The sequence below is a fragment of the Leisingera sp. CC-HEC093 genome, from assembly GCF_059429195.1.
This window is the reverse complement of the sequence record NZ_JCAIJR010000001.1, coordinates 2,086,711-2,104,077: the sequence shown is the minus strand read 5'-3', so window position 1 is coordinate 2,104,077 and position 17,367 is coordinate 2,086,711. Positions and strand designations below refer to the sequence as shown.

Annotated in this window: 12 protein-coding genes and 2 pseudogenes; 7 read left to right on the top strand and 7 right to left on the bottom strand. The window is 58.6% G+C overall.

What is annotated here, in order from left to right; translation table 11 throughout:
* Position 1: 1 nt before the first annotated feature.
* Positions 2-457, top strand: coding sequence for a DUF411 domain-containing protein (locus tag AC5STB_RS10115; RefSeq protein WP_027236527.1), 456 nt, complete (start codon positions 2-4; stop codon positions 455-457).
* A gap of 223 nt (positions 458-680) precedes the next feature.
* On the opposite strand, the gene AC5STB_RS10110 is transcribed toward AC5STB_RS10115, so the two are convergent.
* The 3 genes from AC5STB_RS10110 to AC5STB_RS10100 form a co-directional block, all read right to left on the bottom strand.
* On the bottom strand, positions 681-1,190 hold the full coding sequence (locus AC5STB_RS10110) for a L,D-transpeptidase family protein (protein ID WP_035919395.1): 510 nt from the start codon (positions 1,188-1,190) through the stop codon (positions 681-683).
* 63 nt (positions 1,191-1,253) lie between these two features.
* Positions 1,254-3,605 carry a heavy metal translocating P-type ATPase gene (locus AC5STB_RS10105; protein ID WP_167332324.1) on the bottom strand — a complete coding sequence of 784 codons (2,352 nt, stop codon included), beginning with the start codon at positions 3,603-3,605 and terminating at the stop codon, positions 1,254-1,256.
* A 490-nt stretch (positions 3,606-4,095) separates the two neighbouring features.
* Entirely contained in the window at positions 4,096-4,761 is a 666-nt protein-coding gene (locus AC5STB_RS10100; protein ID WP_036797386.1) for a L,D-transpeptidase, read from the bottom strand.
* Positions 4,762-5,238: 477 nt separating this feature from the next.
* Between AC5STB_RS10100 and AC5STB_RS10095 the strand changes: the two genes are divergently transcribed.
* A complete protein-coding gene (locus tag AC5STB_RS10095) occupies positions 5,239-5,454 on the top strand; it encodes a hypothetical protein (protein ID WP_027236524.1) in 216 nt (71 codons plus the stop codon).
* A gap of 14 nt (positions 5,455-5,468) precedes the next feature.
* On the opposite strand, the gene AC5STB_RS10090 is transcribed toward AC5STB_RS10095, so the two are convergent.
* Complete coding sequence (locus AC5STB_RS10090; RefSeq protein ID WP_082023080.1) at positions 5,469-6,122, bottom strand: cytochrome c biogenesis CcdA family protein; 654 nt, start codon at positions 6,120-6,122, stop codon at positions 5,469-5,471.
* A 134-nt stretch (positions 6,123-6,256) separates the two neighbouring features.
* On the opposite strand from AC5STB_RS10090, the gene AC5STB_RS10085 reads away from it, so the two are divergent.
* From AC5STB_RS10085 to AC5STB_RS10070, 4 genes and pseudogenes are all read left to right on the top strand, one after another.
* On the top strand, positions 6,257-7,285 hold the full coding sequence (locus tag AC5STB_RS10085) for an IS110 family RNA-guided transposase (RefSeq protein WP_027236523.1): 1,029 nt from the start codon (positions 6,257-6,259) through the stop codon (positions 7,283-7,285).
* A gap of 1,204 nt (positions 7,286-8,489) precedes the next feature.
* Positions 8,490-8,866, top strand: a pseudogene (locus AC5STB_RS10080) (IS66 family transposase); the annotation flags it as partial.
* A gap of 610 nt (positions 8,867-9,476) precedes the next feature.
* Entirely contained in the window at positions 9,477-12,815 is a 3,339-nt protein-coding gene (locus tag AC5STB_RS10075) for a M10 family metallopeptidase C-terminal domain-containing protein (protein ID WP_495442768.1), read from the top strand.
* 82 nt (positions 12,816-12,897) lie between these two features.
* Positions 12,898-13,299, top strand: coding sequence for a hypothetical protein (locus tag AC5STB_RS10070; protein WP_495442767.1), 402 nt, complete (start codon positions 12,898-12,900; stop codon positions 13,297-13,299).
* 87 nt (positions 13,300-13,386) lie between these two features.
* Here the strand turns inward: AC5STB_RS10070 and AC5STB_RS10065 are convergent.
* Positions 13,387-13,595 (bottom strand): annotated as a pseudogene (locus AC5STB_RS10065) (transposase); the annotation flags it as partial.
* Positions 13,596-13,711: 116 nt separating this feature from the next.
* The gene (fosX, locus tag AC5STB_RS10060; RefSeq protein WP_495442766.1) at positions 13,712-14,116 is read right to left on the bottom strand and encodes a FosX/FosE/FosI family fosfomycin resistance hydrolase; all 405 of its coding nucleotides are present in this window, start codon (positions 14,114-14,116) and stop codon (positions 13,712-13,714) included.
* A 157-nt stretch (positions 14,117-14,273) separates the two neighbouring features.
* On the opposite strand from fosX, the gene AC5STB_RS10055 reads away from it, so the two are divergent.
* Positions 14,274-15,302, top strand: coding sequence for an IS110 family RNA-guided transposase (locus AC5STB_RS10055; RefSeq protein ID WP_027236523.1), 1,029 nt, complete (start codon positions 14,274-14,276; stop codon positions 15,300-15,302).
* A gap of 310 nt (positions 15,303-15,612) precedes the next feature.
* Here the strand turns inward: AC5STB_RS10055 and AC5STB_RS10050 are convergent, their stop codons facing one another.
* Entirely contained in the window at positions 15,613-16,986 is a 1,374-nt protein-coding gene (locus AC5STB_RS10050; RefSeq protein WP_495442765.1) for a mechanosensitive ion channel domain-containing protein, read from the bottom strand.
* Positions 16,987-17,367 lie beyond the last annotated feature (381 nt).

Below are 17,367 nucleotides of genomic sequence, written 5' to 3'. Positions count from 1 at the left end.
CATGAAACGACCGATCGCCGCCCTGGCATGTGCTCTTGCCCTGCTCCCCGCCGCACAGGTGCTGGCCCAATCGACGCCCATTGAGGTTAAAAAGACCAATGGCTGCGGTTGCTGCCTCGCTTGGATGGAACATCTGGGGGAAAGCGTGTTTGTTCCAAGCGGAAAAAACATGTTCGCAGGGCTGCTCGTGCGGTTCAAACTCGACAACGGTGTGCCGCAGCGCATGGTTTCTTGCCACACAGGTCTCACCGAGGGTTACGTAATTGAGGGGCATGTGCCCGCGGCCGACATTCGCAGGCTCCTTGCCGAGCGTCCCGACGCAGTGGGTCTTGCCGTACCCGGCATGCCGCTCGGATCGCCTGGTATGGATCAGGGCAGCTGGCGAGAGGCTTACGATGTGTTCCTTATCAACAATGACGGCTCGACCGAAGTCTACGCCAGTTACCCCGGCAACTGATCAGCACGATTGCACGCGGGCTGAGAACGGAGCTGTATTCCTCTGTTCGCCTGGCCGTTCAGGCTACCTTGCAACCAAATCACTTGATGATCACAGACCGGTTTCGTTTCTACGGACGGAGTATACCGATGCCTGCGAGGTGATCGTGATGGTGTTTGCAATCTCGGCCTTCAATGCCGCAATTCAAGCACCATTTGCGTGACTGCCCGCCGTCGAGCGCGGTCTATGCATATATTTCGATGGGCGTCCCGTCCCGCACCATTGCATAGACCTCTTCGATCTGGCGGTCGGACACAGAGATACAGCCTGCGGTCCAGTCGCGTTTGTTCATTGGGTCAATGCCCCGTCGCGGCCCGCCATGGATGAAGATGTCACCACCCGGAGATTTGTCTTGCGCCGCTGCAAATGCGATGTCCGCCTCGTTTGGATAAGAGATGCCGATGGAGAGGTGGAACAGACTGTCAGGATTGCGCCGGTCAATGAGGTAGGCGCCTTCGGGTGTTCGTCCATCCCCCTCAAATTGCTTATGACCTTCCGGTGCAAACCCCAGCCCGACCGGGTAGGTGCGCAAAACACCCTCAGCGCCATCCAGAACAAGCAAACGTTCTGATTTGTAGAGCCGCAAACGGGTAACTTCGGGCCCGGTATAACTACGGAACTTGCTTGCACAGCCGGATAGGAGGACGGCAATGCCGCCCAGTAGAATTCTGCGTCTCGGGATTCTGTTGATCATCGCTGCTCGGTGCCATTATTGACGGCTTGTTACCACAACCCTAGTTGAAGGGCCGGCACCAAATCAATGACCATGTGCCAAAGCGCCCTTCGCCATTTGTTCACCTGCTGGCTCGCCGCCTTCCGGCGGCGACTTGTGGCGGCCGTCCGCGTTCAGAAGCCGCAGCGCATTGGCCACCACCAGCAACGACACACCCGCGTCCGCAGCAATGGCCCCCCACATCGAGGCCATTCCGAATGCAGTCGCCACGACAAAGGCGGTTTTCGTCGCTAACGAAAGGCCGATATTCTGGCGGATGATGCTCATCGTGCGGCGCGAATGGGCAATCAGCCACGGCACCTTGGCGATGTCATCTGTCATCAGCGCGATGTCCGCCGTCTCGATGGCCGCGTCCGAGCCTACGGCGCCCATGGCGATGCCGTAATGCGCCCGCGCCATGGCGGGGGCATCGTTTACGCCGTCCCCAATCATGGCAACAACCGAATGGCTGTCCACCAGTTCCTCGATGGCGGTTACCTTGTCTTCTGGCAGCAGTTCAGCGCGAACCTCGTCGATACCGACTTCGGCTGCTACCGCGCGCGCCGTGCGCTCGTTGTCGCCAGTTAGCATGACAACGGTGTTGACACCCTGTGCGTGCAATCGAGAGACGATGCCTTTGGCGTCAGGCCTGATCCGGTCGCGCAGTTCAAGAACGCCCAACACGCCCGTCTCGTCGCCCAACGCGACCAGCGTCGCCCCCGCCCCTTCGATCCGGTCCCGCAACTCATCAGGAATGGCATCCCCAAAACCTTTCTCCGCGGCGAACCGGTCAGAACCAAGCCAGACGGGCCGGTCACCCATGCGACCTTCGAGCCCTCGCCCCGGCACCGTGCGGGTATCCTCCGCAGCGGCTACTGAAACGGCGTCCCGCCCGGCGCGCTCGAGGATAGCGCGCGCTAGCGGGTGCGAGGAGCGCATCTCCAGCGAAGACGCCAGCGCAAGCAGGTCCCGCGCCTCCACCATTCCAAGCGGATGGATTGCCGCAACCTCCGGTCGGCCCTCGGTGATCGTTCCGGTCTTGTCCAAGGCCAGCGCCGTCGTGCGGCCAGGTGCCTCGACATAGGCGCCGCCCTTGATCAGCACGCCCGCCCGCGCCGAAGAGGCCAGCGCCGCAACGATCGAGACAGGCGTCGAAATCACCAGCGCACAGGGGCAGGCGATGACCAGGAGCACCAGAGCATTGTAGAACCAGAAGCCCCATGCGCCGCCAGCAAGTGGCGGAAGAACCGCGAGAGCGATTGCCAGTGCCATGACTACCGGCGTGTATATCCGCGCGAACTTCGCCACCCACTGTTCCACAGGAGCGCGGCGGGAATGCGCGTCGCCAACCATGCGTATGATTTTCGAAAGCACTGTGTCCGATGCCTTCTTCGTTGCCCGCACAGTAAGAGTGCCTTCACCGTTGATGGTGCCGGCATAGACTTCGTCGCCCGGTTCCTTTGGCACCAGAGCGCTTTCACCGGTAATGGGGGCCTGATCAACAGCACCCGCTCCCCCTACGACTTCACCGTCAAGCGGAATGCGGTCGCCGCCGCGCACAATGAATTTTGCATTTACAGCTACCGCGGACGCTGGAACCTCCGCTTCCGATCCATCGTCATAAAGCACCCTTGCCGTGGGGGGCGCGAGGTCCAGCAGCGCCGAAACTGCGTTCCTCGCCCGGCCGACACTCCAGTTTTCGAGATAAAGCGAAAGCGAGAAGAAAAAGGCGACCGTCGCGGCCTCGAAGAATTCGCCAAGGCCGATGGCGCCGGCCACGGCGACGACCATCAGGAGGTTCATGTCGGGCGAGAACCGCCGCGCTGAGGACCACGCCTTGGGAGCGACGAGCCAGACGCCAAAGAGGATCGCAACCGCGAAGAGTCCGGCTTCGGCCATCGGCATCGGTCCCTCCCCATGACCAGCGAACAGCCCTATAGCCCCGCTCATACCGGTCTCGACGATGTGGTAGAGGAAACCTGCTGCCCAAAATCCGCCACTCAACGCGGTGAAGCGCCATTGACGTGCCAGATGCGCTGCCTGATCCTTCGCTGCGTTCTTGACGTCCCAGGGCTTCGCACTCATCCCGGTACTAGCGACCAACTTGGTGACCTCGGAGTCGGATAGTGCTATTGCGGTATCAAGGATCGTCATGCGTCCGTTGATCACGTCAAACGCCAGGTGCTCGGTTCCGCCCACACTCGGACCCACGGCCCGGTTCAGAATTGCCACCTCTTCGGCGCAATCGAGTCCGGAGACCTGGAAACTGCGCCCGTTAGCAGGGGGCGGGCCTGCCGGACCAATGTCCCCGCAGGTTGAAGCACCGCCGCAGCAGGCAGATTCATGATCCTGCGTGCAGGTGCTATTGTCATCGTTACGGCGGGTTTCGAGCGGCATAGGCGGACCTTCAGATTCGACGAGATCCTTCGAACCTAATTCCTACAGCACCTAGAGCTTCAAGTGGTCAAACGCGTTTTTTCGCTAGACGCTCAAATGCGCCGTAAATGCGAGGGTCCGACCTCTGGCTTGTGGCGAAACATACCGTATGCCAGATTGCCGACGGGAAACAAAAAAGCAAACGGCAGAGGTTCAGATGCAGAAACGAAATGCGGCAATCGTGGCCACAATGCTAATTCTGGCAGGATGTTCTTCCTCTACTAGTGTCTCCGGCAACGCCGCAACGCGGGTCGGAAACGTGCCTGACGCCGTCGTTGATCTCGCGGCTCCGGGACAAAATCTTGCGTCTGCACGGCTTCTGCCTGAAGACGGCTGCTACTGGTATGAGCATAGCGGGCCAGTTGAAACCACGTTGCTGCCGCTTAGAACAACGGCGGGAAACCCGATCTGTTCGAAACCAAACGCATAGATTAGGTCACCAACCTCCCCCTCAACTCCGTGAAGTGATGCCGTCTTCGGCCTCATACAGATAGGCCGTCGAGCCGGTTTCCACGTTTGGGTAGAGATCGTTGATATGCGCCATAACCATGCGGACGCATCCTGAACTCGCCCTGCCACCGATCGAACGCGGCCAAGGCGTTCCATGAATACGCAGGTAGGTATCGCGGTTTCCAACAAACAAATAGAGAGCGCGGGAACCTAGCGCGTTCTTGGGGCCTGGTTCCTGCCCGTCTGCATACTGGGAATAGGCCTCCGGGTCGCGTTCGATCATGGATTGAGTAGGCGTCCAATGCGGCCACTCAACTTTTCGCCGGATGGTGTAAGTGCCAGGTTCGTACAAATTGCCACGGGCTATGGCCACACCATAGCGCATGGCAGTTCCCCCCTCTTCAATGTGGTAAAGGTATCTCGCAATGGCATCGACATGGATGTCCCCCGGCACCAACCCGTCGTTTGCAACGACCCGGGTGGGAAGGAAACGTTGGTGCAGCCCCCATGGATTAGACGTTGCCGGATCATAGTTTGGCGGTGTGATTTGAGCGTCCCAATTTGCCTTCTGTGTGGCAGTCGGCCAAGATCCGGCCCACACCGGTTCTGCGATTGCAGTAGAGAACAGTGCTGACGAACTTGCGACAAAATGGCGTCTCGTAATCATATCTGAGATTTTCTCCTGTGCCCTTTGATTGCTTCAAATTACCCCACTCCGATAAGAGCTACAGCTACTAAAGGGTCAAGGGGTTTCTGAGGCCAGCGTAGATTTCTGGACCGAGCTATTTTTGCTTACTGTCCCAACCTGGCAAGGCCTCCGTGGGTAGGGAAAACTGATCAGTTCATCACATGGAGGTTTCTGACAGAGAAGTTGAATGGCAGATTTCGGCCCATTGCGCCACGCGGTGGCTTCGATGGCAGGGCGAATATCGGCGTGTTCAAGTCACGGCTCGTTCAAGTATTCTGACCTTAGAGACGGGGTAGTTGTGCCAAAATCGATTCAGAGCCATTTTGAATGCCTATGACGCGTCCCGACATCATGCCGATTGACACGCAGACCGTTGTAATAGACGTGGCGCAGCTCTTGTACCGTACCGGATAAGTCTTGACACTCCAGCGCCGGAAAGCTGCATTGTGTCTGTCAATGAACCGGAAGCTGATCATTGATGTCCCTTTTTATACGGGCGAGGCGGACTACGGCCAACTCGCCCGGAACGTTCATGCGCTGGATCCAACCGCGAGGATCGACTGGGCGGCCGACTGCCGGCTCGTGCAGATAGAATCCAACTCTAGTGCCGGCCTTGTACTCGCGGTGGTGGAACAGACAGGTTTGATCCCAGGATCGGTGCTAGGAGTTTGACAATCATTTGGCTGCTAGCCGATCCGCCCGAGGACCGGAAAGACATCGAGCAGCCAGTAGGACAGCGCGGTGAGCTGCCCGGTCATCATCGCAAGCCCCATCACGACCATGACCGCGCTCGCGGCCTGATGCAGGCGGCACCCGACCCGTCTGGCGCCTTGCAACCGGCCGACAAGCCGATCGGTGAAACCCGCAACAATCAGGAACGGCACGCCAAGGCCTGCAGAATAAATCGCCAGTAGCAAGACCCCTTGCCCAACCATGGCGCTCGCCGCACTGGCGGTGAGGATCGCACCGAGAATTGGGCCAATGCAGGGGGTCCAGCCGAAGCCGAACGCGAGGCCCAGAACATAGGACGCGGCCGGCCTGCCGCCGGGGACGTCGAGATGGAACCGAAGATCCCGTTCCATGGCGCCGATCCGCGCCGCGCCGATCATGAACAGCCCGAACAGAATCACGATGCCACCGCCAACGAGGTTGAGTTCATAACGCCACCGCAACAGTGCCTGACCCAGGGCCGTTGCCGAAGCCCTGAGTGCCATGAATATCGTTGAGAACCCGAGCACGAAGCAGAGGTTGAGCCAAAGGGTCTGAGCCCGGCTGACCTCTTCGACATCACCAGCAGTGGCTGGAAAGCTGCGATGAGCGTGCCGCGGTTGCGAGCGAATGCTGCGTCAGCAAACACCCGAAAAGGCAACGGCTGCAAAGTTCCGCACTGTGATGGAGTGGATGCCCCTCCCGACGGCATCGTGATGTGCCATGCTGGTACTGTCTTAACAGACCAGAAACAGAGGAGGCGACAATGGAAATGGTTGCGATCATAGGAGTAGATTTAGCAAAGCGTAGTTTTCAGGTGCATGGGGCAGCGGCTGACGGCAGTGTTCTGTTCCGCAAAAAGCTGTCTCGGGCGCAAGTTTTGGCATTTTTTGTACAACAACCGAATTGCACAGTTGCTATGGAAGCTTGTGCAACCGCGCATGACTGGGGGCGTCAGATCGAGGCACTTGGCCATGATGTGAAATTGATACCGCCCATCTATGTGAAACCTTTCGTCAAACGGCATAAGAATGATGCGGCTGATGCAGAAGCGATTGCCGAGGCTGCGTCACGTCCAACGATGCGAACAGTCGCCGTGAAAACACATGAGCAGCAAAGTCGGGCGGTTTTGTTCCGGACACGTGACCTGCTTTTGAGGCAACGCACGCAGCTGATCAACGCCCTGCGGGCTCATCTCGCCGAGTTTGGCCGGGTGGCACCAAAAACGACGACAAATATCAAAAGTCTGAGGGAAATCTTGGAAGATCCCGAGAACGGTCTGCCAAAAGTGGTGACAGATGTTGGATCAATCTACCTTGGTCAGATCGCTACACTAACAGAACAAATAGGCAGGCTTGAAAAGCAGGTACGCATCGAAGCGACAAGAGACGATAACGCACGCCGTCTCCAGACCATGCCAGGCATCGGTCCGATAACTGCAATGGCTGTCTCGGCCTTCGCCCCACCTATGGAAATCTTTCGTCGGGGTCGGGATTTTTCTGCGTGGGTAGGGCTGGTACCGAAGCAACACTCGACCGGGGGAAAGCAGAAATTGGGCCGAACGTCGAAGATGGGGCAGAGAGATATCCGCAGGCTCTTGGTCATCGGTGCCATGTCCGTAGTGAGGATGGCGATTCACAAGGGTGCCCCTGAAGCATCTTGGCTCCAAAGGATGCTCGCAAGAAAACCACGTATGGTCGTCGCAATTGCACTCGCAAATAAGATGGCGCGCAGGTTATGGGCCATGTTGGTGAAACACGAAGATTACAGAGACCCGGCTATCGCCGCCGCGTAAGCGTTGCGATGGCCGGTACGTCGGGAATGTGAGGAGGTCTTTGAGTGTAAGGGCAAATGATCGGAAAGATCGGGTTCAGTAAAACCAGGAACTCACACCGGGATAATCAACCCGCCACTGTGATGTGGAACTGAACCGCGTATCTCCATACCGGCCAGCGGCGTCTGAAACGCCGCATAAACAGGCCTGACAGATGACCGCATCCGTTCACATTCCCAAACGCTCAAAAAACAACTTGCATTAAAGGGGGCCTCCACAGATGTGAGTTGTGGCAGGGATGGTGAAAGTTAGTTTCTGATCTCCCCGGCAGCTTCCATCCGACGGGTCGGCACGTTCCTGCAGTCTGCCCGCATCAAAAAATGCCGGATCCTGGTTCCGCATTGAGCATCGCCGCGCCAATGGTTCAGAAAATCACCCGCTTCGGAAAAACACACCCCAGTACTAATTTTTTGCTCTTCCACGTCCTTCAAAAGAAGCTCCGTCGCACGCCTATCCGGCGTCCCCCGTCCCCAATGCACGTGCCGGTCAAGCCAGCTATTTCGGGCCCGGCCACCTTCAGCCCGGTCATTGGATTAAGTAAGAGAACTCAACAAGTACCGCCCTTTCCCCTTCATGGAGTGAATGCCGTACTGCCAACGTGATGATGAATGAGGTCAGCCAGTGCAGCTCCGCATGCTCAAATGAGAAGATCAGGACAGACTGATGGGCTTTCCAGCAGGGAACATCCGCTGACCGGGTGCGGTAGGCCTACTGCGAGCAAACCTGTGCAAAATCCGTGCAAAGGGGTACGTGTAGTCTGGTTTTTCCGATTGTTTTAGAGGTGTTATCTGTTGGGTGCATGCCCCTTAGCAGGGGAGCGCCTTCGACCACTCGGCCACGTCTCCGCTGACCCGTATATTTGCCGCAACCCAGAGAAACAAGGCGTTTTTTCATTTTTTTTCCGCGCCAGAAAAACAGGGAGCTTCCCCGGTTTTCCGGGAGCTTTTGCGGAACTGCACGTTATTCACGTGCAAAGTCCGTGCAGCCGTGTTCGCGCAATGTTCTCGGCAACCGACCTTAAATTGTTTCCCTCCCCTGCTCCGGCAGCAATGAGAGCCGCCAAATCAACATGCGGCATTCTGACGACCGCACATGAAGGATAAAAATACCCCCTGCCGATAGTGGAAACCGCATGCCATCACTGCGATTGCTTCGGCAGATATTCGACGGCCTGGAAGCCTGGCTGCACGCGCAACTGCCCAAAATCTGAGGTAAGTCACCACTGGCCCAGGCCATCCGCTATGCCTTGGGCCGGATGCCGAAGGCCCGGCCGTATCTCGAAAACGGCCATTTAGAATTGGACAACAACAGTGCTGAACGCGCTGTCAAGCCAGTGGCCATCTGCCGCAAAAACGGACATTCGCAGGTTCCGAGGGCGGTAGCAAAGCCATGGCCATCGCCTTTACCTTGATCGAAACCGCCAAGATGAACGGCGTAGATCCCCTAGCCTGGCTCACCTGGGTTTTGGCACCGATCGCAGATCATAAGATCACACGTCTGAACGAACTCATGCCATGGCGCTACGCTGCTATCGCGGCGTAGCAGGGACTGCCGGAGCTGTGCTAGAGCACCTTCACCGGACGGTGACGTCTGAAGTGATAGGTGAGGACCTATACTCAGAGAAGAGTTGCACAGACAGAACGAGAGCATTCATCCAAATCGCAAAGCATGGCATTTTTAATGGCTTTTTGGTTCAGCACTTGCCCTCTCCGGCGAGGGCTTTGCCCTGCGAGGCAAATCCATTCTGTGCGCGTCAGCCGGCCGACTCTGAATGTCGCCCGTGTGCAGCGCAACGCACTACACAAACTTTCTACCATTGATTGATTTTAACGACCAGAGCTCGGCAGTGTGTCAACCATTCTGATTGCGGGGCGGCCCAGCGCCCGGGGTGGCTAGCGCAAGTCCGCTCATGCCCTCGCGTCAATGGGCCGGGAGTTGCCGAGCAACCGAGACGTTTAAAAACTTTATTAAATATAAATAGTTGCCGGCTGATTTTTTTTGGCAAAGATCGAAACACCGAACAAACACGTCAAAATTCACCGAGTCAGGCGCAGGACTGACCAGGCACCTCGCGTACTCATGCGGGGGGGGGCCGGGACTATTTTTCAGCCTTCGCCTATCTACTCGGAGTTGATTTACAGGGAGACAAAGAATGCCGTCATCGACCGACACCAGCAACGAATGGTGGATCAATGACCAGACACCGGACAACCCTTTCGGCAAAAGCGAGGACTACGAAGCGTTTCTCGATCACCTGGGCGCGCTTGACCGTGAGCTAAGCCCGGAAACCGCCGCCGAACCGCTGGTGATCAATCTGACCGGGCTGAACGACCACCCCGATTACAAGGAAGCCGCCATCGGCGCCCTGCATATGTGGTCCGCGGTCACACCGCTGGAATTCGAGATCGTCGACGACGCCCCCTATGACCCCGACAGCCACTGGATGGAAGTCGTCAGCCCCGAGATCGGCGAACAGAGCGACGGCAGCGCCTTTTCCAGCGACCGTTATGTCAGCGTCGGCCAGCGCTTCCACGATACCGAGCCGGACCTCACGGACATTGGCGGCTATGTCTTTGACACCTTCATTCACGAATTCGGCCATGAGTTCGGCCTCAATCACCCCGGCCTTTATAATTACAGCGGCCCGGGCGGCGTCCAGATCAACTATCTGAACAACGCGACCTGGACCTACGACCGCCAGCAGTACAGCGTCATGTCCTATTTCGACGGCATTGACGTGGGCGAAGACACCCGCTGGTCTGCCTCAACGCCCTTGATGGCAGATATCGAAGCCACGATCCGCACCTATTTCTCCACTGTGGACGACGAGGGTGTGCGGACCTATGAGGCCATTGACCTTAACACCGGCGACAACACTTACGGGTTCAACAGCACCGAATACGGTTACCTGCTGACGGCAGACGGCCCGCAGCATGACATCGGTTTTGTGATCCATGACACCGGCGGTGACGACACCATCGACTTTTCCGGCTCCACCGCGGGCACCATACTGGATCTGCGCGCCGGCCATTTCTCCAGCGTCAACGGGCACAGCAACAACGTGTCTATCTTCGCGGGCCATAATGAGGATCAAACCGAATATTATGTCGAGACCGGCATTGGCAGCAGCTATGACGATATCCTGATCGGCAACGATGGCGACAACGTGCTGGACGGGCGCGCGGGCGCCGACCGTATGGCGGGCAACGGCGGCGATGATGTCTATTTTGTCGATTCCGCCGATGACATCGTGCATGAGGAAGAAAACGGCGGCAATGACACCGTGTTCGTGGTGGCCGATGGGCTGGACCTCGGTGAAATCGACAATGTCGAGAACATCATCTACGTAGGCGGCACGCCCGCTGAGCCGGGAGAGGAGACCGTCAACGGACCGGGCGAAGGCCCGCCGGATGCGCTGGACAGCATCATTGTCGGTGATGACAGCAGCGAAACGCTCGACGGCGGCGCCGGCAGCAACACCATTTTCGGCCTTGGCGGCGATGATCTGATTATCGGCGGACGCGACTCGCTGGCGAGCCGCGACATAAACAATACGATCGACATCGAGGATCTGGATGACCAGACCGAAAGCGACGATGGAGACGATGCGCTTTATGGCGGTGCCGGCAATGACACCATCAACGGCGGCGCCGGCGACGACCTGCTGGACGGCGGCGATGGCGACGACTTGCTGCGCGGCCAGGACGGGGCGGATGTGTTCCGCGGCGGCGCGGGAATCGACACCGTGGATTTCAGCCAGGAAAGCCCGTTCCAGCTGCTGGTGAACCTGGAAACCAATGTGGCCAGCGGCGGCACCGCTTCCGGCGACACCTTCTACAGCATTGAAAACCTGATCGGCTCCGACGACCGGATCGACCGCTTTATCGGCACCAGCGACGACAACCACTTCTGGGGCCAGGGCGGCGGCGACGTCTTCAGCGGCGGCGGCGGGAATGACACGCTGGACGGTGGCCGCGACGGCGACCTGCTGTACGGCGAGGACGGCGACGATGTGCTGATCGGCGGCAGCGGCCAGGATTATCTCGACGGCGGCGACGGTGTGGATACGGTGGATTACAGCGGCAGCTCGTCCGGCGTGACCGTGGATCTTGCCGATGGCACCGCGCAGGGCGGCGACGCCGACGGGCCTGTGCAGATCGTCGGGCGCGGCACAGTGATCCGCCACGACATTATCGTTGATGTGGAAAACGCTGTCGGCTCCCTTCACGACGACCACCTGATTGGTACCGAAGGCGCCAATGAGCTGTCCGGCGGCGCGGGCGACGACATGCTGACCGGCGGCGCAGGACAGGACCTGCTGAACGGCGGGGCAGGCAGCGATACCGCCGATTACTCGGATGCTACCCGCGGGGTAAGACTGAGCCTCGCCAAGGGCAAATCCGAAGGCGACACCTATGTCTCCATTGAGAATCTCTCCGGTTCCGGTTTTGACGACCGCATCAAGGGCGACCGCGCGGCAAACATTCTGACTGGCCAGGGCGGCGATGACAAGCTCAAGGGCGGCGGCGGCGACGATACCCTCCTCGGCGACTTCGCTGACCCTGCCGATGTGCCGCCTCAGCCGGGTCTCGGCACCGGCTACGCGACGCTGGGGCCGGATGCGGATAACAACTCGATCGAAACCGCGTTCGATATCTCCAACAACTTCTCGCTGACGGAAGATCCGGACATTTTTGACTCCACCAGCGTGCTGCATACCACGGTGAATGCGACCGGTAACGGACAGGGCGGCTATTACAAAATCGACCTTGCAGCGGGCACTGTACTGACCATTGACATCGACGGCATCGCCGACCCGAACGTGCATGACAGCTGGGTGCGGCTCTTGGACGCCGAGGGCAATATCGTCACCCAAAACGACGATGGCGGCGGCGATCCGGGATCCAGCAGCAACCGTGATTCCAGCACCGTGTTCGTGGTTGAGGAAACCGGCAGCTACTATATCCTCGAAGGCAGCTGGTCGCCGGACACGCCCGATGGCTGGTCGGAAAGCGTACCGGAGGGCTCCAGCTACAGACTGAACGTGTCAGTGGAAGTCCCCCCTGCCCCGGCCCAGCCTGGTGAAGCAGGCTCCGACAGGCTGACGGGCGGCCGCGGCAGCGACCTGCTGGATGGCGGGCTGATGGCAGATACGCTGATTGGCGGCGAAGGTGAGGATTACTTCCGCTTCTCCACCGAACTCGGCGCGGACAACGTGGACCGGATCAGAGATTTCGACGCGGGTGACGACACGATCCTGCTCGACAGTGCGATTTTTACCGGCGCGGGCGATGCCGGGGTGCTGGATTTCCACGCATTCCACAGCAGCGCGTCCGGTACCGCACAGGATGCAGACGACCGCATTCTCTATGACACCAGCAGCGGCGCCTTGTCCTACGATGCCGACGGCCTCGGCGGGGAGGATGCGATCCAGTTCGCCCAGCTGCGGTCCGGTCTTCAGATGACGGCGGATGATTTCGTGATCATCTGATCCCTGCCAAACATGCAGGGGGCGGCTAGCGCCCCCTGCGCTGGCGCCGATGGCGCACCGGAACGAACGGAAAGGACACACCATGCCTCTGCTGACCAATCGCCGCAGCCTGATCCTCGCTGGTGCTGCCGCGGCCTTCGCGGGTATTGCACACCATGGGATGGCCCAGCAAGAGGATGTGCAGGGCTCTGTGACCTATGCCGATGGCGGCAAGATCCCGGAGGGCCAGCTTTCGCTGTTCTTGGAAGCCCCTGCCCTGGACCGCGCAAAGGAGCACCAGGCCGCCCAAACCGTCCTCAAAAGCAACGGCGCAACCCAGCGGATAGATTTCGCATTTGAATTTCCAGAAACGCTGCCCCGCCCCGCGGCCCGGCAGATCGTAGCGCGGCTTGAACGCGCAGATGGGTGGCTGATCGCACGCGGCAGCGCCAAATGGAGGGATGGCGCGCCGGTTCTCATCACGCTCAAGACCGTAATGTACTGACACTGCGGCAACCTTTTTTGCCATCCTCCTCCGACTAGGGGTCAGATTTCATAACCAGAAGATGACGGTTGCGGCGAGGGCGAAAGCTCAAAGGAAGACCTTTGAACAGCAGTCATATCGGGTGGCCGCACGCCTCCGATCCTTGAGCCTGCCAAACATGTTCTTGATACGGACTGGCCGCTTGTACCGGCGCTTGTCGTTTTCAACCGGCATCTTGCGTTGCTTCTACTAGGGATGCACGCTCGTACGCCTTTGTCTTTCAGCGCGTCCCGGAAACAGTCAGCGCCATAGCCACGGCTTGTTGGAATTGGCGCAAGGAGGGGATTTTCGAAGCCGCCGCTCATGCCTTGAGCGACGATCGCCTGTACAGAGCCCAGAGTGCTCTTTTGTCAGGATGCAGCGAACGTGTGGTTCACGTTTCGGCGTAGCGCTTTAGTCGTTCTTCCAGAGTGCCGCTGTGCAGTTCAAACATATGGTTGTCGTGGTCATAAAAATAGATCGAATGGCCCTCGCCTTCGACACGTGAGCGACCCTCTCGCACCTCAAGGCCGAGCGCGTTTATGCGCCGAAGTCTGTCGTCGTAGTCGTCTGGTGCCATCTTGAAGGCAACATGGTTGTAGGTCTTCTCTGGAAGAGGCTCGCCCTCCATCGTGGCGACCCAAATGCCTCCAATATCGAAGAATCGCTCTTTGGAGAGCGAGAATGTCTTGTCGCCACTGTCATAGATTTTCTTGGCATCCAAGACTGTCGTAAGCATCTCTTCCATCTTGTCGAGATTGCTCACGATGAACGTCATATGGCTTAAACCCTGAACCACTGCATTGCCTCCGAAGTACCTTTTCTCGGCACATTAGCAGACGTTCGCGCAATGTCAGCAAGGTCCCGCACTGTGATGGAGTGGATGCCCCTCCCGACGGCATCGTGATGTGCCATGCTGGTACTGTCTTAACAGACCAGAAACAGAGGAGGCGACAATGGAAATGGTTGCGATCATAGGAGTAGATTTAGCAAAGCGTAGTTTTCAGGTGCATGGGGCAGCGGCTGACGGCAGTGTTCTGTTCCGCAAAAAGCTGTCTCGGGCGCAAGTTTTGGCATTTTTTGTACAACAACCGAATTGCACAGTTGCTATGGAAGCTTGTGCAACCGCGCATGACTGGGGGCGTCAGATCGAGGCACTTGGCCATGATGTGAAATTGATACCGCCCATCTATGTGAAACCTTTCGTCAAACGGCATAAGAATGATGCGGCTGATGCAGAAGCGATTGCCGAGGCTGCGTCACGTCCAACGATGCGAACAGTCGCCGTGAAAACACATGAGCAGCAAAGTCGGGCGGTTTTGTTCCGGACACGTGACCTGCTTTTGAGGCAACGCACGCAGCTGATCAACGCCCTGCGGGCTCATCTCGCCGAGTTTGGCCGGGTGGCACCAAAAACGACGACAAATATCAAAAGTCTGAGGGAAATCTTGGAAGATCCCGAGAACGGTCTGCCAAAAGTGGTGACAGATGTTGGATCAATCTACCTTGGTCAGATCGCTACACTAACAGAACAAATAGGCAGGCTTGAAAAGCAGGTACGCATCGAAGCGACAAGAGACGATAACGCACGCCGTCTCCAGACCATGCCAGGCATCGGTCCGATAACTGCAATGGCTGTCTCGGCCTTCGCCCCACCTATGGAAATCTTTCGTCGGGGTCGGGATTTTTCTGCGTGGGTAGGGCTGGTACCGAAGCAACACTCGACCGGGGGAAAGCAGAAATTGGGCCGAACGTCGAAGATGGGGCAGAGAGATATCCGCAGGCTCTTGGTCATCGGTGCCATGTCCGTAGTGAGGATGGCGATTCACAAGGGTGCCCCTGAAGCATCTTGGCTCCAAAGGATGCTCGCAAGAAAACCACGTATGGTCGTCGCAATTGCACTCGCAAATAAGATGGCGCGCAGGTTATGGGCCATGTTGGTGAAACACGAAGATTACAGAGACCCGGCTATCGCCGCCGCGTAAGCGTTGCGATGGCCGGTACGTCGGGAATGTGAGGAGGTCTTTGAGTGTAAGGGCAAATGATCGGAAAGATCGGGTTCAGTAAAACCAGGAACTCACACCGGGATAATCAACCCGCCACTGTGATGTGGAACTGAACCGCGTATCTCCATACCGGCCAGCGGCGTCTGAAACGCCGCATAAACAGGCCTGACAGATGACCGCATCCGTTCACATTCCCAAACGCTCAAAAAACAACTTGCATTAAAGGGGGCCTCCACAGATGTAAGTTCGTGACCGCCGCCGCGAATGTCAGCTAGCTGCAGTTACAACCTCACTCCACCTTCTGCTGATCGTCCAGCAGGTTTTCACCGCCATCCAGCCCTTCGCGTTCCCGCTCTGCCGCCTCTGCTATGGCAGGCTCTGCCCGCGCGGGGTCGGCGGCCTCCGGCAGGTCCGCAACTGCGGCTCTTGGAGTGCGGCCGCCTTCAACAGCGTCTGTGGAGGACGGCAGCGCAGCCTGCGCCCCGTCCAGCCGCACCCGGTAGATCGGCTCAGGCAGGCCAAAGCCTGCATCCTCCAGCGCCAGCTTGGCCGCCCGGATCGCCTCGCCGCGCGCTTTGGCGAAATCCACTTTGGTCTGGTCTACCCAGCCGGTGAAGGTCAGGATGACGTTGGAATCCCCAACCTCGCTGATCCAGGCGCCGACCTCCGGCTCGTGCAGCACAAACTGCTGTGCCTCCAGTGCATCAACGGCTGTGGTCAGCGCCGCTGCCAGGTCCGCGTCCGCATCCACTCCCAAATCAAATCCGAAACGGCGCCGGGGATCGCGGGTGAAATTCACGATACGCCCCTTGTATACGGTCGCATTCGGAATACGGATATGGTTGCCCTCAGGCGAAATCAGGATGGTCGCCCTCGAGGTCAGGCGCGCCACCGTCCCCTGGTCGCCCTGAATATCGACAAAGTCATTGGGCCGGAACGGCTGCCGCAAGCTAAGAAGGATAGAAGCGATAAAATTCTCCACCGTATCGCGCACCGCAAAGCCAAGCGCCAGACCGACCACACCTGCGGCACCCAGGACGGCACCGATCAGCGCGGTTGCATTCAGGATGTCCAGTGCCAGAACCAGCCCCGTCAGGATAAAGAGGATCCTTGCAACGGCGCGGTAGACATCCGCGATAAAGGCATTGGGGGCCAGCCGGGTCCAGATGCCGATCCGCGTGGTCAGCAGCCAGCCCCCCGCTGCGACCATCAGAAAGGCGGTCAGAGCGACCAGAAAAATCGGCCCGTTTGCCAGAATATTCCGTGTCCGCCCGGCGATCCTTTCCATCGCCGGGGCCAGCCTTTCCTCCAGCGTGCCGCTGATCTCTGTTTCGTTTTCGATCGCAACCACGCCGGCGACACGGTTGATGATCTGGTTCAGACGATCCTGCGCCGCGTTGTCGATCACCTCCCCGGTGATCTGGACGACACCTTCGGAAACCGACACATCGACGCTGCTGAAGCCGTCGATCTGGGCCAGCAGCTTTTCGATCCGGCTGAGGATCTCGCTGTCGCGCACGGCCGCGGCGCCGACTTCGATCTGTCCGTCTGTCTGGACCGGACCGTCTGGCGATTGCGACAGCCCGGCAGCCGCGCTCAAGGCCAGCAGAGCCGCCGCTGCCAAAGCCAGAACCAGCCGCGGCAGGACGCAGCTGGACCTCAATGTTACCCCCGTTCCCAATTCACGGCTCAATTCTGGTTCCTCCACCGCACATCTTCAGGCGGCCCTTTGCACACCCTGCCCCGCCGCCGGATGCCTGGCGGCTGCACTTTACTTAAAGCAGAACGCCAGGCTTGAACACGCTGGAAACACCTGCCTCGGACACAGAAAACCACACCATCAAGCTTCGCCTGAGGGACAGAAAACACCATCAATTTGAACGGATCATGCTACGGAAAGCCTGAAAAAGGCGGCCTGGCACCTGATCTCCCGGGCGACTGTGACCCGGCCCGCCAGCGATCCCTTGGCAAAGGAAACACGCCCCCTCTGCGCCTGCCCCAGCCGCGAGTTATTGAACGAAAAAAGGCGGATTCGATTCCGCCA